The sequence below is a fragment of the Streptomyces sp. ADI96-02 genome (genome assembly GCF_003846185.1).
Classification (GTDB): domain Bacteria; phylum Actinomycetota; class Actinomycetes; order Streptomycetales; family Streptomycetaceae; genus Streptomyces.
On record NZ_ML123034.1, the window covers coordinates 4,705,587 to 4,725,047 of the forward strand.

16 protein-coding genes are annotated in these 19,461 nt (G+C 73.3%); 6 read left to right on the plus strand and 10 right to left on the minus strand.

The window, feature by feature from the left end:
• Positions 1–151: 151 nt before the first annotated feature.
• Positions 152–724: a cob(I)yrinic acid a,c-diamide adenosyltransferase gene (locus EES43_RS20920; RefSeq protein WP_124270122.1), complete on the minus strand. Its 573-nt coding sequence runs from the start codon at positions 722–724 to the stop codon at positions 152–154.
• A gap of 263 nt (positions 725–987) precedes the next feature.
• Between EES43_RS20920 and EES43_RS20925 the strand changes: the two genes are divergently transcribed.
• The 3 genes from EES43_RS20925 (at position 988) to EES43_RS20935 (ending at position 5,270) form a co-directional block, all read left to right on the plus strand.
• Positions 988–1,836 (plus strand): 3-hydroxyacyl-CoA dehydrogenase family protein, encoded by an 849-nt coding sequence (locus EES43_RS20925; RefSeq protein WP_124270123.1) that lies wholly within the window; start codon positions 988–990, stop codon positions 1,834–1,836.
• Between the two features lie 220 nt (positions 1,837–2,056).
• Complete coding sequence (locus EES43_RS20930) at positions 2,057–2,380, plus strand: STAS domain-containing protein (RefSeq protein WP_124270124.1); 324 nt, start codon at positions 2,057–2,059, stop codon at positions 2,378–2,380.
• 391 nt (positions 2,381–2,771) lie between these two features.
• A complete protein-coding gene (locus EES43_RS20935) occupies positions 2,772–5,270 on the plus strand; it encodes an ATP-binding protein (protein ID WP_124270125.1) in 2,499 nt (832 codons plus the stop codon).
• Positions 5,271–5,368: 98 nt separating this feature from the next.
• Here the strand turns inward: EES43_RS20935 and nucS are convergent, their stop codons facing one another.
• Positions 5,369–6,040: an endonuclease NucS gene (nucS, locus tag EES43_RS20940; protein WP_124270126.1), complete on the minus strand. Its 672-nt coding sequence runs from the start codon at positions 6,038–6,040 to the stop codon at positions 5,369–5,371.
• Positions 6,041–6,312: 272 nt separating this feature from the next.
• Here nucS and EES43_RS20945 point away from each other — a divergent pair, with 272 nt between their 5' ends.
• Positions 6,313–6,705, plus strand: a complete 393-nt coding sequence (locus tag EES43_RS20945; protein ID WP_111338219.1) for an SCO5389 family protein — start codon at positions 6,313–6,315, stop codon at positions 6,703–6,705.
• A gap of 97 nt (positions 6,706–6,802) precedes the next feature.
• Here EES43_RS20945 and EES43_RS20950 read toward each other — a convergent pair whose 3' ends face one another.
• Positions 6,803–7,852, minus strand: coding sequence for an LLM class flavin-dependent oxidoreductase (locus EES43_RS20950; protein ID WP_124270127.1), 1,050 nt, complete (start codon positions 7,850–7,852; stop codon positions 6,803–6,805).
• A gap of 240 nt (positions 7,853–8,092) precedes the next feature.
• Between EES43_RS20950 and EES43_RS20955 the strand changes: the two genes are divergently transcribed.
• On the plus strand, positions 8,093–8,422 hold the full coding sequence (locus EES43_RS20955; RefSeq protein ID WP_124270128.1) for an ATP/GTP-binding protein: 330 nt from the start codon (positions 8,093–8,095) through the stop codon (positions 8,420–8,422).
• A 24-nt stretch (positions 8,423–8,446) separates the two neighbouring features.
• Here EES43_RS20955 and EES43_RS20960 read toward each other — a convergent pair whose 3' ends face one another.
• The 7 genes from EES43_RS20960 to mce form a co-directional block, all read right to left on the minus strand.
• Positions 8,447–9,301 carry an ABC-2 transporter permease gene (locus EES43_RS20960; RefSeq protein ID WP_124270129.1) on the minus strand — a complete coding sequence of 285 codons (855 nt, stop codon included), beginning with the start codon at positions 9,299–9,301 and terminating at the stop codon, positions 8,447–8,449.
• Complete coding sequence (locus EES43_RS20965; RefSeq protein WP_124270130.1) at positions 9,298–10,473, minus strand: ABC transporter ATP-binding protein; 1,176 nt, start codon at positions 10,471–10,473, stop codon at positions 9,298–9,300. Before EES43_RS20965 ends, EES43_RS20960 begins: the two co-directional genes overlap by 4 nt.
• Positions 10,474–10,599: 126 nt before the next feature.
• Positions 10,600–11,379: an ABC transporter permease gene (locus EES43_RS20970; protein WP_124270131.1), complete on the minus strand. Its 780-nt coding sequence runs from the start codon at positions 11,377–11,379 to the stop codon at positions 10,600–10,602.
• Between the two features lie 5 nt (positions 11,380–11,384).
• A complete protein-coding gene (locus EES43_RS20975) occupies positions 11,385–12,404 on the minus strand; it encodes an ATP-binding cassette domain-containing protein (protein WP_124270132.1) in 1,020 nt (339 codons plus the stop codon).
• A 90-nt stretch (positions 12,405–12,494) separates the two neighbouring features.
• Positions 12,495–13,433 carry a coiled-coil domain-containing protein gene (locus tag EES43_RS20980; RefSeq protein WP_124270133.1) on the minus strand — a complete coding sequence of 313 codons (939 nt, stop codon included), beginning with the start codon at positions 13,431–13,433 and terminating at the stop codon, positions 12,495–12,497.
• 183 nt (positions 13,434–13,616) lie between these two features.
• Positions 13,617–17,480, minus strand: a complete 3,864-nt coding sequence (scy, locus tag EES43_RS20985) for a polarized growth protein Scy (protein ID WP_124270134.1) — start codon at positions 17,478–17,480, stop codon at positions 13,617–13,619.
• Between the two features lie 201 nt (positions 17,481–17,681).
• The gene (gene mce, locus EES43_RS20990; protein ID WP_124270135.1) at positions 17,682–18,110 is read right to left on the minus strand and encodes a methylmalonyl-CoA epimerase; all 429 of its coding nucleotides are present in this window, start codon (positions 18,108–18,110) and stop codon (positions 17,682–17,684) included.
• 134 nt (positions 18,111–18,244) lie between these two features.
• On the opposite strand from mce, the gene EES43_RS20995 reads away from it, so the two are divergent.
• On the plus strand, positions 18,245–19,456 hold the full coding sequence (locus EES43_RS20995) for an acetyl-CoA C-acetyltransferase (protein ID WP_124270136.1): 1,212 nt from the start codon (positions 18,245–18,247) through the stop codon (positions 19,454–19,456).
• The last annotated feature ends 5 nt before the right edge of the window (positions 19,457–19,461 follow it).

The following is a 19,461-nucleotide window of genomic DNA, read 5'->3' on the forward strand; positions in this document are numbered from 1 at the left end:
CCGACCGGGAGACCGCCGACCGGGAGCCCGGCCGACCGGGAGACCGCCGACCGGGAGCCCGGCCGACCGGGAGACCGCCGACCGGTAGCCCGCGGTGGCCACCGCCCGACGGCCGCGCCCCGGGAAGGCCCCGGGGCGCTTCCGTAACGGGTCAGCGCTCGCCGCCCGGCACCCACAGCACGTCTCCGACCTCCTTGTTTGCGCTCCGCGCGAGGATGAACAGGAGGTCCGAGAGGCGGTTGAGATAGGTGGCGGTCAGGGCGTTCATCGACTCGCCGTGCACCTCCAGCGCCGCCCAGGTCGAGCGCTCGGCCCGCCGGACCACGGTGCACGCGTGGTGGAGCAGGGCCGCGCCGGGCGTACCCCCCGGAAGGATGAAGCTGCGCAGCTTCTCCAGCTCCTCCAGGAAGCGGTCGCAGTCCGCCTCCAGCTTGTCGACGTAGGACTGCTCGACCCGCAGCGGCGGATACTTCGGGTCCTCGACGACCGGCGTGGAGAGGTCGGCGCCCACGTCGAACAGGTCGTTCTGGACCCGGACGAGGACCTTCACCACCTCCTCCGGCAGCCCGCCCAGGGCGACGGCCGTGCCGATCACGGCGTTGGCCTCGTTGGCGTCGGCGTACGCGGAGATCCGCAGATCGGTCTTGGCGGTGCGGCTCATGTCGCCGAGGGCCGTGGTGCCCCGGTCGCCGGTGCGGGTGTAGATGCGCGTCAGATTGACCATGGGGTCAGCGTAGTTACGCCGCGGCCCGCCGGGAGACCCGTGTGCCCACCGTCACGGCCGGGGCCCTCGAGGCCGGGCGCGCCCCCAACTGGACGCGCCGTCCCGCCGAATGACGCCTCGCGGTGTGATGTCCGTCATCCGAGACGTGACGCGCATCTCTTCACCGCCCCAGCGACCCCCACGGGTACTAACCTCCGCCGGAGAGCATGTGAACCGCCGTTGAGAAACGCCGCAGAGGCGGACAGAAACCAAGGGGTGCGAACGTGGCCAGGAAGCTCGCCGTCATCGGAGCCGGACTCATGGGGTCCGGGATCGCCCAGGTCTCCGCCCAGGCGGGCTGGGACGTCGTGCTGCGCGACGTCACCGACGCCGCGCTCGCCCGCGGTCGCGACGGCATCACCGCCTCGTACGACAAGTTCGTCTCCAAGGGCAAGCTGGCGGCGGCCGACGCCGAGGCCGCGCTCGGCCGCATCACCACGACCACCGACCTCGACGCGGTGGCGGACGCGGACGTCGTCGTGGAGGCGGTCTTCGAGAAGCTGGAGGTCAAGCACGAGATCTTCCGCGCCCTCGACGGAATCGTCGGCGAGCACACCGTGCTGGCGTCCAACACCTCCGCCATCCCGATCACCAAGATCGCGGCCGTCACCGAGCGCCCCGAGCGCGTCGTCGGCGTGCACTTCTTCTCGCCGGTCCCGATGATGCAGCTCTGCGAGCTGGTCCGGGGCTACAAGACCAGCGACGAAACCCTCGCCACCGCACGGGAGTTCGCCGAGTCCGTCGGCAAGACCTGCATCGTCGTCAACCGGGATGTGGCGGGCTTCGTCACCACCCGGCTCATCTCGGCGCTCGTCGTCGAGGCGGCCAAGCTGTACGAGTCGGGCGTCGCCTCGGCCGAGGACATCGACACCGCCTGCAAGCTCGGCTTCGGCCACGCCATGGGCCCCCTCGCCACCGCCGACCTGACCGGCGTCGACATCCTCCTGCACGCCACCGGCAACATCTACACCGAGTCGCAGGACGAGAAGTTCGCCGCCCCGGAGCTGATGCGCCGGATGGTCGACGCAGGTGACATCGGCCGCAAGAGCGGGCAGGGCTTCTACACGTACTGACCGCCTCCGCCCCGGCCCGCCGAGCTGCCGCCCGTCAGGGCCGGGGAGGCCGGGGAGCATACCCGGCGGCGACCGGTCGCAGGCGAACCGGGATCACTCCACCGAGTGAATTCAGCATCTGTTCGCTTACAGACGGCAACTTCCCTGTCGTCGCGGCAGTCAGTGTGGCAGAGACAGGACAGACAGACCGACCTCTACGGAGCACCACCGGGGAGCGCATATGCATATCAGGGGCGACCACGCCGAGCTGGTCGTCGGGGGCCGCCTCGACGTCCGAAGCGCGGCGGACGCCCGTACGGTCCTGCACTCGGCCGTCGACGACGGGACCGGCGACCTCGTGCTGAACCTCACCGAGCTGGACTCGTGGGACGCCACCGGGCTCGGCGTCATCATGGGCGCGCACCGCAGAGCGGGCCGGGCCGGCCGCCGCCTGGTGCTGCGCGGAGTGCCGCCGCAGATGCAGCGCCTCCTGGTGGCCACCCGGCTGCACCGCATCCTGGCCATCGAGGGCGGCATCGCCGCGGAGTCCCTGCCGCGCGTCTAGGGGTGCGGTGGGGCGTCGCGCCGGTCAGGCATCGCTCCGGCTCCCGGACTCCCGGCGCGGGCCACCGGACTCCCGGCTTCCGGGACCCTGCGAATCCAGCACCGCGATCCGGCCCCGTACGCATCCCGGGACCGTACGAAAGGCTCCGGAGCCGCCCGTTCCGAGCATGCCGGACCCCGGGGGCCCCACCGGCGCAAGGCCACACAATCCTCACCGGAACGTGACGTCATGGACGGCCCGCCACCCCGCCGGTTCCTGGATACTGTGCCAAGGTCTAGGGTTCGGATCTCCGCCGGAACACCCGACCCATGGCGGACACCGGACCGGAAGCGACAGCAGGGCGTGCGAGGCCGGAAGGGGCAACCGCGCGACGCGTCTGGGGGACTTGGCGATGGACCCGACACACCGGGGACCGGAAGAGCACGGGCAGGGCCATGACCGGCTCGGCGGTGACTCCGGCCGCAGACGGTCGTCCCGCGAGTCCGGGGCGGACTTCGGCCAGCAGACGCCGCAGCAGGTCCGCGTCGTCCAGATCACCGCCGGCGACCTGCTCCTGACGGTCAATCCGGTCGACGGCAGCGAGGTGGAGGCGTGCCCGCCGGGCTCCCGGCCCGACGCGCCCGTCCGCCGCACCCCGGCCGAGCGCGCCGACCACGAGCGGGCCGGGGCCCCGCCGGTCCCGCCCGGCCCGCCCGCACCGCAACCGCCCCTGCTGGAACGCCAGGACGAGCGCGAACGGCTCGTCGCCCTGCTGGGCCGGGGCCGCAGCGTCCGCCTCACCGGTCAGGCCGGCTCCGGCCGCACCGCGCTGCTGGACGCCGTCGCCGCCGACTGCGCGGGCCTGGCCCCCGACGGCGTCGTCCGCCTCAACGGCCACAAGCGGACCGCCGCCGACCTGATGTACGGCCTCTTCGACGCGGTCTACCGCGCCCCGCTCCACCGCCCCGACCCCGAGGTGCTTCTCGCGCTCGTCCGGGGCATCGGCGCCGTGGTCGTCATCGACGACCTGGAGATCGGCGGCGCGGCCCTGGGCGAACTCCTCGAAGCCACGCCCGAGTGCGCCTTCCTGCTCGGCACCGCCCCCGACGCGGTCGCCGCAGGCGTCGACGCCCACCTGGAGGAGGTCCTGCTCGCGGGCCTCGGCCGCAGCGCCTCCCTGGACCTGCTCCAGCAGGTCGTCGAGCGGCCCCTCACCGAGGTGGAGCGGAACTGGGCGGGCGACCTCTGGTTCGAGTCCGAGGGGCTGCCGCTCCGCTTCGTCCAGGCCGGCTCCCTGCTGCGCCAGCGCGACCGGCTCGCCACCGACCCCGCGGCCTCGGACGAGTACGACTGCTTCGAGCCGCGCCCCGACGATGCTCCGCCCGCCCTCGAAGCGCTCACCGCCGAAGCCCTGGACGTGCCCCTGCCGAGCCTGGGCGAGGGCGCGGCGCCCGCCGTGCTGCTGGCCTCGCGGCTCAGCGAGGCGGCCCGTGAGACGCTGCGCTTCGCGGTCGCCCTGGGCGGCGAGGTGCCCCACCAGGCCCACCTCCCGGCGCTCGTCGGGGACACCCACGCGGACGCCGCGCTCGGCGAACTCGCGGGCTGCGGACTGCTCTCCCCGGTCGGCCCCCGCTACCGCCTGGCCGCCGGTGTACCGGCCCAGCTGGAGGCCGGCGGCTACGGGGACGAGGCCACCGCCCACGCCCGTACCGCCGCCCAGCACTACGCCTGGTGGGCCGGCCACCCCTCGGTCACCCCGCAGCGCGCAGCCGCCGAGGCCGACGCGATCGTCGCCGCCATGGCCCAGTTGGTGCCCGGCGACGAGGCGGGACAGGCCAGCGCCGCCGTCCTGCTGGCCCGCAGCGCCGCCCCGGCCTTCGCCGCCGGTCTGAACTGGGGCGCCTGGGAGAAGGCCCTCAGGGCCGGCCAGGAGGCCGCCAGGATCGCCGGGGAGGTCGCCGAAGAAGCCTACTTCCACCACGAGTTGGGCGTCCTCGCGCTCTGCGCCGGCAATCTCGACCGGGCCCGCACCGAGCTGGAGACCTCGATCGGGATGCGCGGCGCGCTCGCCGACAAGCCCGGCGCGGTGGCCGGGCGGCGCGCGCTGGCCCTGGTGGCGGACCGCTCCGGCGGCCTCGTGCCGCCCGGCCGCACGCCTGCGGGCGACGAGCCCGGCACCGTACGCACGGAGCTGCCGGCCCCGCCGCCCGGCGTGCTCCCCGGCCCGTCGCCGTTCGTCCGCCGGGCGGCCGAGGAGGATGCCACCCTGGTCTCCCCGCTCCCCGCCCCGGCCGGGCGGAAGACCGGCGGTGCGCGCGCCGTCCTCGGCGGGGCCCGGCGCAACCTGGCCGCCGCCGGAGCGGGCGCGGTCCTGATCGCCGCGCTCGGCACGGTCGTCACCCTCGGCGTCACCGCCGGCGGCGAGAAGCCGGACAGCCGCAACGTCACCACGGAGCAGACGGCTTCCGAGGACGCGGGCGACGACGGCGCGACCGCCGACGAGCCGGCCGACGGCTCCACCTCGCAGGACGGGCCGACCGGCCCCGAGTCGTCCTTGGTCCCCGGCACACCCGGATCGCCCGCCCCCAGCAGCTCCAGCTCCACGTCCCCGGATCCGTCGTCGTCGGAGAGCAGTTCGCCGGGGACCGACGGGCCGACGAGCGAGGGACCCACGGACCCGCCCTCCACCGGCCCGACCCCCTCGGACCGGCCGACCGGGCCGACCAAGCCGCCGACGACGCCGCCCACCACGCCGCCGACCACCCCGCCCACCGAGACGCCGCCGACCCCGCCGACCGACCCGCCCTCCTCCGAGCCCGGCGACCCGGAAGGCTCCTCGACCGCCAGCCGCCCGGTGGAGACCTCCGCCGGCACGCCGGAGGCCGACGACGGGACCGTGGCGGCACTCTGAGCCCGCGGAGGCTCTGCGCCACGCGCACGCGCCGACATGCGGAAGCCGGGCGCCTCACCCCTCGTGGGTGGGACGCCCGGCCTCGGCTCCGGACCGCTTCAGAACAGGCGCAGCTTGTCGTCCTCGATGCCGCGCATCGCGTTGTAGTCCAGGACCAGGCAGCCGATGCCGCGATCCGTCGCGAGCACCCGGGCCTGCGGCTTGATCTCCTGCGCCGCGAACACGCCCCGGACCGGGGCGAGATGCGGGTCGCGGTTGAGCAGTTCCAGATAGCGGGTCAGCTGCTCCACGCCGTCGATGTCGCCGCGCCGCTTCAGCTCGACGGCCACCGTCGCCCCGTTCGCGTCGCGGCACAGGATGTCCACCGGGCCGATCGCGGTCGGGTACTCGCGGCGGATCAGCGTGTGGCCCTCGCCCAGCAGCTCGATGCGGTCGGCGAGCAGTTCCTGGAGGTGCGCCTCCACACCGTCCTTGATGAGCCCCGGGTCGACGCCCAGCTCGTAGGACGAGTCGTGGAGGATCTCCTCCATCGTGATGATCAGTTTTTCGCCCGCCTTGTTCACCACGGTCCAGACGCCTTCGTCACCGTCGGCGCCCTCCTTCAGGGTGCACGGCGGCGACATCCAGTTGAGGGGCTTGTACGCCCGGTCGTCTGCGTGGATCGAGACGCTGCCGTCCGCCTTCACCAGGATCAGACGGGGAGCGGAGGGCAGGTGGGCTGTGAGCCGGCCCGCGTAGTCGACGGAGCAACGGGCGATGACGAGACGCATGGTCGGCAACGCTACTCGACGAGGGGGGCTCGACGCGATTCCCCATCCGTCGCAGGCGTCACTCGGCTCTCCCCGTGAAACGGCCGCGCGGGCTTGCCCCTCTTTGCGCCCCTTCGACAGTGGCCGGTTGTGTTCCCAATCGCCTGGTGCGGCCCGGACCGCGCGCTTACCGTGGAAGCAGGAGGTCGCCGACCGTGCACGCTGCGTCGTCGTCCCTTCTTCCCTGCCCGTAAGGCCCCGGCCCACTGACCGGGGTCGCGAGAGGAGAACCCATGTCGCTCGACGTCTCACCGGCTCTGTTGGAACAGGCCGAGCGAGGCGAGGTCGACGAAGCCGACTTCGTCGACTGCGTCCGGACCTCCCTGCCCTACGCATGGGAGATGATCAGCTCTCTGGTGGCCCAGCTGAAGGTCGACGGCGGACAGTTCGCCGACAACCAGACGCCGCCGCCGGACGAGCAGGCACGTGGTCAGTTGCTGCGCGCGCTCGCGAGCGATGCGATCCGCGGTGCGTTGCAGCGGCACTTCGGAGTGCGTCTCGCATTCCAGAACTGCCACCGGGTGGCGGTGTTCCCACTGGACGCCTCGGTCGACGACCGGCTGGCCAAGTTCACATCGGTGAGGGGCCAGTTGCTCAACCAGTCGCCCGAACTCCGGGACTGCTGAGCGCTTCCGCTGCCGTTCCGGGCCGCAGGAGGTGCGACTGGCTCCGGGGCGGCAGCTCCCGCACCACGGCACCACGAGGATGCGCGGCCCACGCGCCTCAGGTGAGCAGCGGAACGACGTCCTGGCCCAGCCGCCGTACGTTCTCCTCGGTCGCGGCCAGATCGCCCGACCCCTCCACCAGCAGGGCGAAGCGGGTGATGCCGGTCCGCTCGGCGGTGGCCGCGAGACGGTCGGCGGCCAGCCGCGGCGGGCCCACCGGATGCAGCCCGCACAGCAGCTCCGTGTACGCGACGGGGTCCCGCATCACGCGCTGCCTGCCGTCGACCGTCACATGGGCGCCGAGGCCCTCGCGCAGCCAGCCGGGCATGGTCTTCACCAGCGTCTCCGCAGCGTCCCCGGGGCCGTCCGCGATCTGGGCCACCCCTGCGGACACATGTGCGGCACCCTCGACCACCTCCCACGGATGACCGGCCTCCCGGGCGGCCGTCCGCCACAGGGCGACCATCTCCGCCTTCTCCTCGTCGCCGCAGTGCATGCCCAGCAGCATCGGCAGCGCCCGCAGCGCCGCCAGCCGCACGCTCCTCGGCGAGGTGCACGCGACGACCACCTCGGGCCCCGGAGCGCCCGCCGCCCCGTCGTCCGCCCCGACCAGCACCTCGTCCGCGCGCGGCACCACCGCCACCTCGCGGAAGCCGTACCGCTCGCCCGAGGCGGCGACCCGCGGCTTCCGCAGCCAGTCCACCAGCAGCTCCAGCGCCTCGGGGAAGCCGTTCTCGTACGCGTCGAGGCCGCCGCCGAACACCTCCAGGTCCACCCACGGACCGCCCCGGCCCACGCCGAGGCTGAACCGTCCGCCGCTGGTCAGATGCAGCAGCGCGGCCTGCTCGCCGAGGGCCACCGGGTGGTGGTTGGGCAGCACGCTGACGGCGGTGCCCACCCGGATCCGGCGCGTGCGGCCGAGCAGCAGGGCGGCGAGCGTGGCGGCGGACGGGCAGACGCCGTACGGCACGAAGTGGTGCTCCGCCAGCCAGACCGAGTCGAGACCGCACTCCTCGGCGGCCTCGGCGGACCGGACGGCCCGGTGCAGGGCCTCGCCCGGTCCCTGTCCCGGGAACTGGGCCGCCAGAACGAACGTTCCGATGCGCATCGCCAATGGCCTCCTAGCGGTCGGCGCGTGTCCCCCTCATCCGGCAACAACGTCTGACACGTGCCAAAGGCACGGTCCACCACGAAATTGTTGCGATTTTCCGCTAACTCACCCCACTGCTCCACGCCGTCGCGGACGGCGGCGGCGCGGCTTCGTACGCACCGGCCACCGCTCGCCGACGCGGCTCGGGCGACGACCTAAGCTGGACGGACCTGCCGTCGCGCTCCCGTGAGGTGTCCCGTGTCCCCGCGCCGTAACCGCCCCCGTGGCGGCGAGAGTCCTGCTACCAGTGCCGGCGCGGTCGGGGCGCGGTACGGCGGCGGGGGCTCGACGGAGAGCTGGCAGGGCGAGGAGTGGTCGGTGCGCCCGGTCAGCGGCGCGAGCGCCCAGGGCAAGCGGTACCGCTGCCCCGGATGCGACCAGGAGATCCCCTCCGGCGTCCCGCACCTCGTCGCCTGGTCCGAGTTCGGCGGGATCGACGACCGCAGGCACTGGCACAAGGCGTGCTGGAACGCCAAGGACCGCCGCACCACCCGGGTGCAGCGGTCCAGGAACGCCCCGCGCCACTGAGCCGCGGGCGGCCGGAGCCGGGGCTCAGGCGTCGCGCCGGTCCAGTGAGACGCCGGCCAGGAGCAGGGCGACCGCGGTGGTCCCGAGGATCAGCCACAGCGGCTCCCAGCCCGTCGGGCCGGAGTCGGTGACCGCCGCGCCGTACAGCGCGCCGAGCTGGTTGGGGATCGAGTACTCGAAGAGGAAGCGCTGCACATCGCGCATGCTCTGGGTGAACATGAACAGCGCCATGACGAGCGGCAGCAGCACCACGGCGATCATGACCGTGATGGCCCCCGCCGAGTGCCGGACGATCGCGCCGAGCGCCAGCGAGAACAGCCCCAGGGTCGCGATGTAGAGCCCGACTCCGACGGTGGTGCGCAGCCACAGCGAGGCCGACGCCGGAACCCCGTCCAGGATCGCGGTCTGGGCCACCGCCACCAGCGCGGCCGTCACCGTGGTGATCACGAAGGACAGCAGGAAGAAGACGACCGCCTTCGCCGTCAGCACCCGGCCGCGGCTCGGACAGGCCGTCAGCGTCGTACGGATCATGCCGGTGCCGTACTCGGAGGAGACGGTCAGCACGCCGAGGGTGATCACGCAGATCGAGCCCGGCAGGACGCCGAAGAAGCCGAGGCTGATCACCGGCTCGCGGCCCAGATCGGCCACGGTCGCCTTGATCGTGAACGAGGTCAGCAGCCCCACGCCCACCATCAGGATGATCAGCACGCCGAGCGTCCACACCGTGGAGCGCACGGAACGGATCTTCGTCCACTCCGAGACGATCGCGTCGCCGAGCGTGGCCCGTCTGATCGGGATCGGCGACTCGTACGGGCCCGGCGAGCCTCCCACGGGTCCGGGCCGCGGCGGGACGGCCTTCTGGGCGTGCGGGGTCGTCATCGGGGGTCCTCGCTGGTCTGCTGTCCGGCCGGAGCGGTGGAAGCCGGAGCCGTGGAAGCCGGAGCGGTGGCGGGCGGAGCCGCGGAAGGCGGTGCGGCCGCGGGCCGCGCCGAGGTGGCGCGCGGGACGCGGCCGGGCGGCGGCGGGGCGTACCAGCCGTCCTGGGACGGCTCCGGCGGCAGCGGCTCCCCGTACCCGTCCGGGAGGGGCCCGTGGCCGTCCTGGGGCGGCTCCACGAGTCCTTCCTTGGCGTCGTCCGTCGACCGGTAGTCCACGGCGCTCTGCGTCATCCGCATGTACGCCTCCTCCAGCGAGGCCCGGTGCGGCGACAGCTCCCACAGGCGGACATCACCGGCGTGCGCCAGATCGGCGATCCTCCGCAGTGGCAGGCCGGTGACCCGCAGGGCCCCGTCCGGCTCCGACATGACCCGGCCGCCCGCCTCGATCAGCGAGGCCGTCAGCTTCTCCCGCTCGGCCGCGCCGTTGCCGGGCACCCGGACCCGGGCGAAGTCCGCGGAGTTCGCCGAGATGAAGTCGGTGACGCTCATGTCGGCGAGCAGCCGGCCGCGCCCGATCACGATCAGGTGGTCCGCGGTGAGGGCCATCTCGCTCATCAGATGGGAGGAGACGAACACGGTGCGGCCCTCGGCGGCCAGTGTCCTCATCAGGTTGCGCACCCAGTGGATGCCCTCGGGGTCGAGGCCGTTGACCGGCTCGTCGAAGAGGAGCACCTGCGGATCGCCGAGCAGCGCCGCGGCGATCCCGAGCCGCTGGCCCATGCCGAGTGAGAAGCCGCTGGAGCGCCGGCCCGCGACCTCCTGGAGCCCGACGACCCCCAGCACCTCGTCGACCCGGGCGGCCGGGATGCCGGCCAGCTGCGCCAGCGAGAGCAGGTGGTTACGGGCGGTCCGGCCGCCGTGCACCGCCTTGGCGTCCAGCAGCGCGCCCACCTGGCGCGGCGCGTTCGGCAGGCTGCGGTACGGGTGGCCGCCGATCGTGACCCGGCCCGACGTCGGCCGGTCGAGTCCGAGGATCATGCGCATGGTCGTGGACTTGCCCGACCCGTTGGGACCGAGAAAGCCGGTGACGGCCCCCGGCCGCACCTGGAAGGAAAGGTCGTCCACGGCCGTCTTCGCGCCGTAGCGCTTGGTCAGGCCGACTGCCTCGATCATTCTCCAGCCCCATCGACTCACTCCGTCGTCGGGGTTCGGGCCATCGGACCGCACACCCCCGTAAGAGTGGAGGATAACCAGGCGCTCACGGTTCCGGCCAAGTTCCTCGTGGAGGGCGAGGCGCCCTCACGCGTCCCGGTGGCGCAGGACGAGGTAGCCGCCGAGCAGCGCGGCCACCACCCACAGGACCATGATCCCGATCCCGCCCCACGGTCCGTAGGGCGCCGGACTGCTGTTCAGGGCGTCGGGCACCACCTGCATGATCTTCGAGCCCGCCTGGTCGGGGAAGTACCGGGCGACGGTCTTGGCCACCGGAACCGAGGCGAGGATCCGCGAGACCAGGAAGAAGAACGGCATCAGGATGCCGAGCGACAGCATGGAGCTGCGCAGCATCGCCGCCACCCCCATGGAGAAGACCGCGATCAGCCCCATGTAGAGCCCGCCGCCGACCACCGCGCGCAGGACGTTCTGCGCGCCGAGGTCGGTGCCCCGGTCGCCGAGCAGCGCCTGGCCGAGGAAGAACGAGACGAAACTGGTGAGCAGGCCGACGACGAGCGCCAGCGCCCCGGCCACCGTGATCTTGCTGAAGAGGAACGTGCCGCGCTGCGGTACGGCGGCCAGCGAGGTGCGGATCATGCCGGAGCTGTACTCCGTGCCGACCACCAGCACCCCGAAGACGACCATGGCGAGCTGGCCGAGGATCGTCCCGGAGAAGCTGACGAACGTCGGGTCGAAGGTGGCGCGCTCGGCCTCGGAGAGATTGTCGAACTGGGCGTTGAACAGGGCGCTGAGCGCCGCGCCCATCGCCACCGTGACGGCGAACGCGGAGATGAGGGTCCAGACGGTCGAGGAGACCGAGCGGACCTTGGTCCATTCGGAGGCGAGGACCGCGGGTACCGATGCCATCGTCGTCACACCCCCTTGCCGTCAGAGCCGCGGTGGTCCCGGTTCCAGCCCTCGCCCCAGCCCGGCCGTCCCCCCGGCGGCGGCTGCCGCGTCGGCGGCGCGGGCGGCTCCTCGGCCGGTCCGGAGTGGGCGTGGTACTCGACGGAGCCGGCGGTCATCTGCATGAACGCGTCCTCCAGGGAGGCCCGTTGGGGGCTCAGCTCATGCAGGACCAACTGGTGGCGGGCCGCCAGCTCGCCGAGGACGGCGGCGTCGGCGCCGTCGATCTCCAGCGCGCCGTCCTCCGTCGCGACGGCCGCCACGCCCTCCTCGTGCAGTACGTCGCGCAGCCGCTCCTGCTGCGGGGAGCGCATCCGCACGAAACTGCGGGAGTTGGCGTGGATGAAGTCGGCCATGGACGTGTCGGCGAGCAGCCTGCCCTGGCCGATCACGATCAAGTGGTCGGCGGTCAGCGCCATTTCGCTCATCAGATGGGAGGAGACGAAAATGGTCCGGCCCTCGGCCGCGAGGGTCTTCATCAGATTGCGGATCCAGTGGATGCCCTCGGGGTCCAGACCGTTGACGGGCTCGTCGAACATCAGGATCTCGGGATTGCCCAGCAGCGCGGAGGCGATGCCGAGCCGCTGGCCCATGCCGAGGGAGAAGCCCTTGGACTTCTTCCGCGCCACCGCGCTGAGCCCCACGGTGTCCAGCACCTCGTCGACCCGGCTCCTGGGGATGCGGTTGCTCTGGGCCAGGCAGAGCAGGTTGTCGTACGCGCTGCGCCCGCCGTGCATGGCCTTCGCGTCCAGCAGCGCGCCGATGTACTTCAGGGGTTCGCGCAGGTCGCGGTAGCGCCTGCCGTCGATGCGGACCGTTCCGCCGGTGGGATTGTCCAGATCGAGCATCATGCGCATGGTGGTGGACTTGCCCGCCCCGTTCGGGCCCAGGAAACCGGTCACCATTCCCGGTCTGACCTGGCAGGACAACTGGTCGACGGCGAGTTTGCGGCCGAATCGCTTGGTCAGTCCGTCAAGCTCGATCATGCGCTCACGCTAGAACGGCCACGCGCCCGCCGCCACCACAAGGGGCGGCGCCGGGCGCGCTGGACTCGCAGCCGTCGTGCTGCTCAGGGCTCAGCGGGTCTGCTGGGCCGGAACACCGCGCGAGGCGGGCTCGTCGTCCACCGGGGAGCCGGCGGCGGCCACGGCGGCGCCGGTCAGCGTCGCCAGCATCTCGCGGACGTTGGTCAGCTGGGCGTTGATCGAGTCGCGGCGGTTGGTGAGCGCCGCCAGCTCGCGCTCCGACTCGCTGCGGATCCGGTCGGCCTTGGCGTTCGCGTCGGCCACGATGTCCTCGGCCTGGCGCTGCGCGGTCTCCACCGTCTGGCGGGCCCGGCGCTCGGCGTCGGTCCGCAGCTTCTCGGCCTCCAGGCGGAGCTGCTCGGCACGGTGCTCGATCTCGGCGAGGCGCTTCTCGGCCTTCGCCTGACGGGACGCGAGGTCGCGCTCCGACTGCTCGCGCCGCTTGGCCAGGTTCGTCTCGAAGTCCGCCGCGGCCTGGGCGGCCTTGGCGCGGGTCTCCTCGAAGAGGGCGTCCGCCTCCTCGCGCTTCTGCTGCGCGTCCTTCTGCGCCTCGGTGCGCAGCGTGGTCGCCTCGCCCTTGGCCTTCTCGACGATGCGGACGCCCTCGTCCTCGGCCTTCGCCTTGCGCTCGGCGGCGAACGACTCGGCGTCGTTGCGCACCTGCTGGGCGGCCGACTCGGCCAGCTCGCGGTGCTGCTCGGCGGCGCGGCGGGCCTCCTCGCGCAGGTCCTTGGCCTCCTCCTCGGCGAGGCGGAGGATCTTCTCGACGCGCGCGCCGAGCCCGGCGTACGACGGCTCGGCGTCGCTGACCTGGGCCTGGGCGTTCTGCGTTTCGAGGTGCAGCTCCTCGATGCGCTTTTCCAGGGAGGTGATGCGGGCCAGAGCACTGTCACGGTCGGCTACGAGCTTGGTGAGGCGGTCGTCCACCTGACCGCGGTCGTAGCCACGTCGCACGAGCTCGAAGCCGAAGGGGGAGGAAGGGTCGCTCATGGGGTTCCTGTCGAATGAGACCGGTGAGGTGATAGGGGAATCCTAGGGGCCACAGCGGCGTGTCAGCGTGCAGATGTCGGATTGATCTGGAGAATGACACCCCTTTTGAGTGGCGGCCCCCCGGAGCGCTTGCCACTCGCAGGGTTGAAAGTCCATGACAAAGCACGGTGCACGGCGAACTCGCTACCTCTCGGACGACTTGCCACCCGAACGGGTGCCGGCCGCGGCTGTGGCCTTGACACCTGACGAGGAGCCACCACCGGCCGTCTTCCCGCCCCCGGCCGGAGACTCGAAGGACTCCAGCGCCTCCAGCACGTCCTGGACCCGGGAGATCTCGGTGTTGATGTCCTTGCGGCGGCGCACCAGGACGTCCAGCTCGCGGCGGCCCTCCTCGACCGTCTTCTTGGCCTCGGCCTCCGCGTCGGCCCGCAGCTTCTCCGCCTCGCGGATCAGCCCGGCCTTCTTGGCCTCGGCCTCCTTCAGCAGCGACTCCGCCCGCTTCACCGCCGCGATCCGGACCTTGCTCGCCTCCGAGTTCGCCTCCGCCAGCAGCTCCTTGGCCTTCGCCTCGGCCTCGTCGCGCTGCTCGGTCGCCGCCTTCATCAGGTTGTCGACCCGCTCGCCCGCGGTCTTCATCTGCTCCGAGGTCTCCCGCCGGGCCCGCTCGTGCAGCTCCTCGATCTCGCTCTCCAGGCGGGACCGCAGCTCCTCGGCCCGCTCCCGGATCGCGGTCGCGTCGCGCCGCGCGCCGACCAGCAGCTCGTCCGCGTCGGCACGGGCCCGCTCCACCAGGCCGTTGCCCTCCACGGTCGCCTCCGACGTGATCCGCACGGCCTCCTTGCGGGCCGCGCCGACCATCGTGTCGGCCTGGCCCTCCGCCTCGGTGGCCGTACGGAGCGCCTCCTCCCGCGCCTTGTTGATGAGCTGGTCCGCCTGCTCGGCCGCGTCCGCACGGCGCTTGGCCGCCGCCTCGCGCGCCTCGTCCAGCAACCGGTCCGCCTCCTGGCGGGCCCCGGCGCGCAGCTCCTCGGCCGCCGACTCCGCCTCCGCGCGCAGCCGTTCGGCCTCCTCGCCCGTGCGCGCGGCGTGCTCCTGGGCGGAGCCGAGCGCCTCGGCCGCCTCCGCGCCCAGCCGCTCCGACTCCTCGCGCGCCTCGGTGAGCAGCCGGTCCGCCTGCTCGTTGGCGTCCGTACGACGCCGGTTGGCCTCCGCGGTCGCCTCGACGACGAGCTGCTCGGACGCCTGGGCCGCCTCGGCGCGGATGCGCTCGCTCTCGGTCGTCGACTCGCCGATCAGCCGGTCCGACTGGGCCGCTGCCTCCGAACGGATGCGGTTCGCGTCCTGGCGGGCCTCGGCGCGGGCGCGGGACGCGTCCTGCTCGGCCGACGCCAGCGCGTCGGACGCCTCCGTACGCATCCGCTGGCTGTACTCCGAGGTGTCCGCGCGCAGCCGCTCGGACTCGGCGATCGCCTCGGACACCGTCCGCTCGGCCAGCGCCTTCGCGGCCTCGGCCTCCTCGTTCGCCACCCGGTGGATGCGGCCCGCGTCCTCGGCGGCCCGCTCACGCTCCGCGTGAGCGTCGGCCCGGACCCGGTCCGCCTCCGCCTGCGCCTCGGTGCGGACGCGCTCCGCCGCGTGCTCGGCGGTCGAGCGCAGCCCGGCGATCTCCTCCTCGGCCTGCTCCCGCAGCCCGGAGACGGAGTCCCGCACCTGCTGGGCGTTCTGCTCGGCCGCCGCGACCAGCTCGGCCGCCCGCGTCTCCGCCTCCTCGACGAGCCGCACCGCCTCGGCCTGCGCCTCCTCCACCCGCTTGCGGGCGGAGGCCAGCAGCTCCTCGCTCTGCTCGCGGGCCCGCTCGCGCTCCTGCTCCGCCTCGGTCCGGGCGGCGCCGAGGATCTCCTCCGCCTCCCGGCGGCGCCGGGACGCCTCCTCCTGGGCGGCGTCCAGCGCCTCGGCGGCCTCGGCGGCGACCCGCTCGGCGGCGGACGCCGCCTCGGCCCGCACCCGGTCGGCGCTCTCCTGCGCCTCGGTCCTGAGTCGTTCCGCCTCGGCCGCGGCCTCGCCGCGCAGCCGTACGGCGATGTTCTCGCCCTCGGCCCGCGACCGCGAGGCGTCGGCGGCGGCCTCGTCGCGCAGCCGCTCCGCCTCCGCCTCGGCCTGCTCGGTGAGGGCGCGCAGCCGCTCCGCGGCCTCCGTGCGCAGCCGCTCCGTCTCCTCGTTCGCCTCGCGGCGCAGCCGCTCCGCCTCCGTGCGGGCCTCGCCCAGCGCCTCCTCGGCCGCGGCGAGCCGCGTCTCGGCCTCGCCGTGCAGCCGCGCCAGCTCGTCGGCGGCCTCGGTCTGCCGGGCGGCGACGGCGCGCTCGGTCTCCTCGCGCAGCTCACCGGCCGCCCGCTCGGCGGCGGCCGTGGCCGCCTCCGCCTGCTCCTCGGCCTCGGCGCGCAGCTTCTCCGCCTCGGCGCGGCCGCGCTCCAGCGTCTCCTCGGCCTGCTTGCGCAGGGCCGCGGCGCGCTCGGCCGCCTCGGCGCGGACGCGCTCGCTCTCGGCGGCGGCCGAGGTGCGCAGCTCCTCCGCGTCGGAGCGCGCCTCGGTCAGCAGCTCCTCCGCCGTACGGGCGCCCTCCTCCAGCTGCTGGACGGCCTCGCGCCGGGCCTCGCCCCGGATCCGCTCGCCCTCGGCGACCGCCTCGGACCGCAGCTGCTCGGCCTCGCCGCGCAGCCGGCGGGCCTCCTCCTGGAGCTCGACCGTCTTGGCCCGGTACTCCTTGGTGTCGTCCTTGGCCGCGCCCTTGAGCTCGTCGGCCTGCTCGGCGGCCTCGCCGCGCAGCCGGTCCGCCTCGGCCTCCGCCTCGCGGCGGATCCGCTCGGCCTCCTCGCTCGCGGCCTTCGTCGTCGACCGGGCGTCCTCGGACGCCTTGGTCAGCACCTCCTCGGCGCTGCGGGCCGCCTTCGCCAGCTGGGCGGCGGCGTCCTCGGCGGCGGCCGTACGGGCCTTCTCGGCCGCCTCGGCGACCAGCCGTTCGGCCTCGGCCCGGGCGTCGACGAGCGCCCGCTCGGCCTCCTCCTTGAGCGATTCGGCGCTCTTGGTCGCCTCGCCGACCAGCCGGGCGATCTCCGACCTGGCCGTCCGGGTGCGCTGCTCGTTCTGCGACTCGGCGGCGGCCAGCCGCTTGGCGGCGGCGTCCTTCGCCTCGGAGAGGACCTTCTCGGCCTCCAGCCGGGCCTCGCGCAGCCGGGTCTCGGCCTCCGCCAGGCGCTGTTCGGCCGACCGGTTCAGCTCGGCCGTCTGCCGACGGGCCTGTTCGGTCTCGGCGGTGGTGCTGGAGCGCAGTTGCTCGGCGTGGCCGGCGGCCTCCTGCGCCTGGGTGGAGGCGGCGTTGAGCAGGCGCTCGGCGTCCCGGCGGGCGCGCAGCAGGATCGCCTCGGCGTCGGACCGGGCCGCCTCCGCGTCGGCGCCCACCCGCCGGCGGGTCTCCTCGGCCAGCCGGGCCGCCTCGCCGCGGGCGGCGGCCAGGGACTGCTCGGCCTCGGCGCGCGACTCGTCGAGCAGCCGGCGGGCCTGCGACTCGGTGCGGGCGCGCAACTGCTCGGCCCAGGCGACGTTCTCGTTGACGTGGGACTCGACGGTCTGCCTGCGCTCGGCGAGCTCCTGGTCGAGCCGCTGCCTGCGCTGGACCGCCTCGGCGTGCAACTCGGCCTGGAGGCGCGCCTGGTGCTCGGCGTGCTCCTGGAGGATGCGCTGGGTCTGGGCCCGCGCCTCGCGCAGCTCGCGCTCGGCGTCGGCGCGCATCTGCTCGGCCTGGGCCTGGGCGTTGCGCACCATCTGCTCGGCCTGGTAGCCGAGGTCCCCGTTGTCGTAGGACGGGCGGGTCGCGAGATTGCGCCGGGCCTCGTGCAGCTTGGCACGCAAGACCTCGACCTGGTAACCGAGGTCCTCGGCGTGCTGGACGGCCTTCTCCCGGTCGGTCCTCAGCCGGTCCATCTCGGCTTCGAACCGCGAGAGATGGTCGTCTTCAGCTCGGTGGCTCTCCTGGCGTTCGTAGCCCCGCACTGCGCGGTCCCATCCTTCCCCGAGCTCTCAACGTCGTTCGAGCAGGGGAGACCCCAACCCTGGTCGTAACTCCGCACGAGTACCGCTCGCCGACGAGCGGTCCCCCGGGGAATGGTGACAGACGAACGACGAGGACGCGGTACGGCCCCGACCCGGCCCCGGCCCGGAACCGCCCACTCTACCGGGCCGGGTATCCGGTGGTCAGTGCTCCGCCCGGGACGTGACGAGTTCGGTGAGGACGCCGTGGCAGTCCTTCGGGTGCAGGAAGGTGATCCGGGACCCCATCGACCCCGTCCTCGGCTCGTCGTACAGCACCCGCACGCCCTTGTCGCGGATGTCCGCGGCGTCCCCGTCCACGTCCGCGGTGCCGAAGGCGATGTGGTGCACGCCCTCGCCGTTCTTCGCCAGCCACTTGCCGACGGCCGAGTCCTCCCGGGTCGGCTCCAGCAGCTGGAGGTACGACGCGCCGCCGTCGGAGGTGTCGTTGATCTTGAGCATCGCCTCCCGGACGCCCTGCTCCTCGTTGATCTCGGTGTGGAACACCTCGAACCCGTACGTGGCACGGTAGAAGTCGACGGTCCTGTCCAGGTCGAAACAGGCGATCCCGATGTGGTCGATTCGCGTCAGCATGGCTCCAGTGCAGCGCCACCGCTCTGGTTACGCAACGTGCGCGCCGTCACACCGGCTGCCGGATGACGGGCGCGGTACCGCTCAGTACATTCAGGTGAACCCTCGTTCACATCCGATCCCAAGGGGCCGCGGCCATGCCAGGAACGACCGGTACCACCACGTCAGTGATCGTCGCGGGCGCGCGGACGCCCATGGGCCGTCTGCTCGGTGCCCTGAAGGGCTTCTCCGGCGCCGACCTCGGCGGCGTCGCGATCAAGGCCGCCCTGGAGCGGGCGGGCGTCAGCGGGGACCAGGTCCAGTACGTGATCATGGGCCAGGTGCTCCAGGCCGGCGCGGGCCAGATCCCCGCCCGGCAGGCAGCCGTCAAGGCCGGCATCCCGATGAACGTCCCGGCGCTGACCGTCAACAAGGTGTGCCTCTCCGGTCTCGACGCCATCGCGCTGGCCGACCAGCTCATCCGCGCCGGTGAGTTCGACATCGTGGTGGCCGGCGGCCAGGAGTCGATGACCAACGCCCCGCACCTGCTGCCCAAGTCCCGCGAGGGCTACAAGTACGGCGCGATCCAGATGCTCGACTCGATGGCGCACGACGGCCTCACCGACGCCTACGAGAACATCCCGATGGGCGAGTCCACCGAGAAGCACAACTCCCGGCTGGGCCTGGACCGCGCCGCCCAGGACGAGATCGGCGCCCTCTCGCACCAGCGCGCCGCCGCCGCGCAGAAGAACGGCGTCTTCGAGGCCGAGATCGCCCCGGTCGAGATCCCGCAGCGCAAGGGCGAGCCCGTCCTGTTCGCGGAGGACGAGGGCATCCGGCCCGAGACGACCGTCGAGTCGCTCGCCAAGCTGCGGCCCGCCTTCACCAAGGACGGCACGATCACCGCGGGCACCTCCTCGCAGATCTCCGACGGCGCCGCCGCGGTCGTCGTCATGAGCCGGGCGAAGGCCGAGGAGCTGGGCCTCGACTGGATCGCCGAGATCGGCGCCCACGGAAACGTCGCCGGCCCCGACAACTCCCTCCAGTCGCAGCCCTCGAACGCCATCCGGCACGCGCTGGAGAAGGACGGCCTGAGCGTCGGCGACCTCGACCTGATCGAGATCAACGAGGCGTTCGCGGCCGTCGCCGTCCAGTCCATGAAGGACCTCGGCGTCACCCCGGACAAGGTCAACGTCAACGGCGGCGCGATCGCGCTCGGCCACCCGATCGGCATGTCCGGCGCCCGCCTCGTCCTGCACCTGGCGCTGGAGCTGAAGCGGCGGGGCGGCGGCACCGGCGCGGCGGCCCTGTGCGGCGGCGGCGGTCAGGGCGACGCGCTGATCATCCGCGTTCCGGTTCCGGGCAAGTAACACCC

Excerpts from the sequence above, each read along its gene's own strand:
- EES43_RS20965 (WP_124270130.1), bottom strand. The coding sequence starts at position 10,473 with ATGATCGAGGCAGTCGGCCTGACCAAGCGCTACGGCGCGAAGACGGCC.
- EES43_RS20970 (WP_124270131.1), bottom strand. The coding sequence starts at position 11,379 with ATGGCATCGGTACCCGCGGTCCTCGCCTCCGAATGGACCAAGGTCCGC.
- EES43_RS20935 (WP_124270125.1), top strand. The coding sequence starts at position 2,772 with ATGGACCCGACACACCGGGGACCGGAAGAGCACGGGCAGGGCCATGAC.
- EES43_RS20995 (WP_124270136.1), top strand. The coding sequence starts at position 18,245 with ATGCCAGGAACGACCGGTACCACCACGTCAGTGATCGTCGCGGGCGCG.
- EES43_RS20980 (WP_124270133.1), bottom strand. The coding sequence starts at position 13,433 with ATGAGCGACCCTTCCTCCCCCTTCGGCTTCGAGCTCGTGCGACGTGGC.
- EES43_RS20920 (WP_124270122.1), bottom strand. The coding sequence starts at position 724 with ATGGTCAATCTGACGCGCATCTACACCCGCACCGGCGACCGGGGCACC.
- EES43_RS20960 (WP_124270129.1), bottom strand. The coding sequence starts at position 9,301 with ATGACGACCCCGCACGCCCAGAAGGCCGTCCCGCCGCGGCCCGGACCC.
- EES43_RS20975 (WP_124270132.1), bottom strand. The coding sequence starts at position 12,404 with ATGATCGAGCTTGACGGACTGACCAAGCGATTCGGCCGCAAACTCGCC.
- EES43_RS20945 (WP_111338219.1), top strand. The coding sequence starts at position 6,313 with ATGTCGCTCGACGTCTCACCGGCTCTGTTGGAACAGGCCGAGCGAGGC.
- EES43_RS20930 (WP_124270124.1), top strand. The coding sequence starts at position 2,057 with ATGCATATCAGGGGCGACCACGCCGAGCTGGTCGTCGGGGGCCGCCTC.
- EES43_RS20950 (WP_124270127.1), bottom strand. The coding sequence starts at position 7,852 with ATGCGCATCGGAACGTTCGTTCTGGCGGCCCAGTTCCCGGGACAGGGA.
- nucS (WP_124270126.1), bottom strand. The coding sequence starts at position 6,040 with ATGCGTCTCGTCATCGCCCGTTGCTCCGTCGACTACGCGGGCCGGCTC.
- mce (WP_124270135.1), bottom strand. The coding sequence starts at position 18,110 with ATGCTGACGCGAATCGACCACATCGGGATCGCCTGTTTCGACCTGGAC.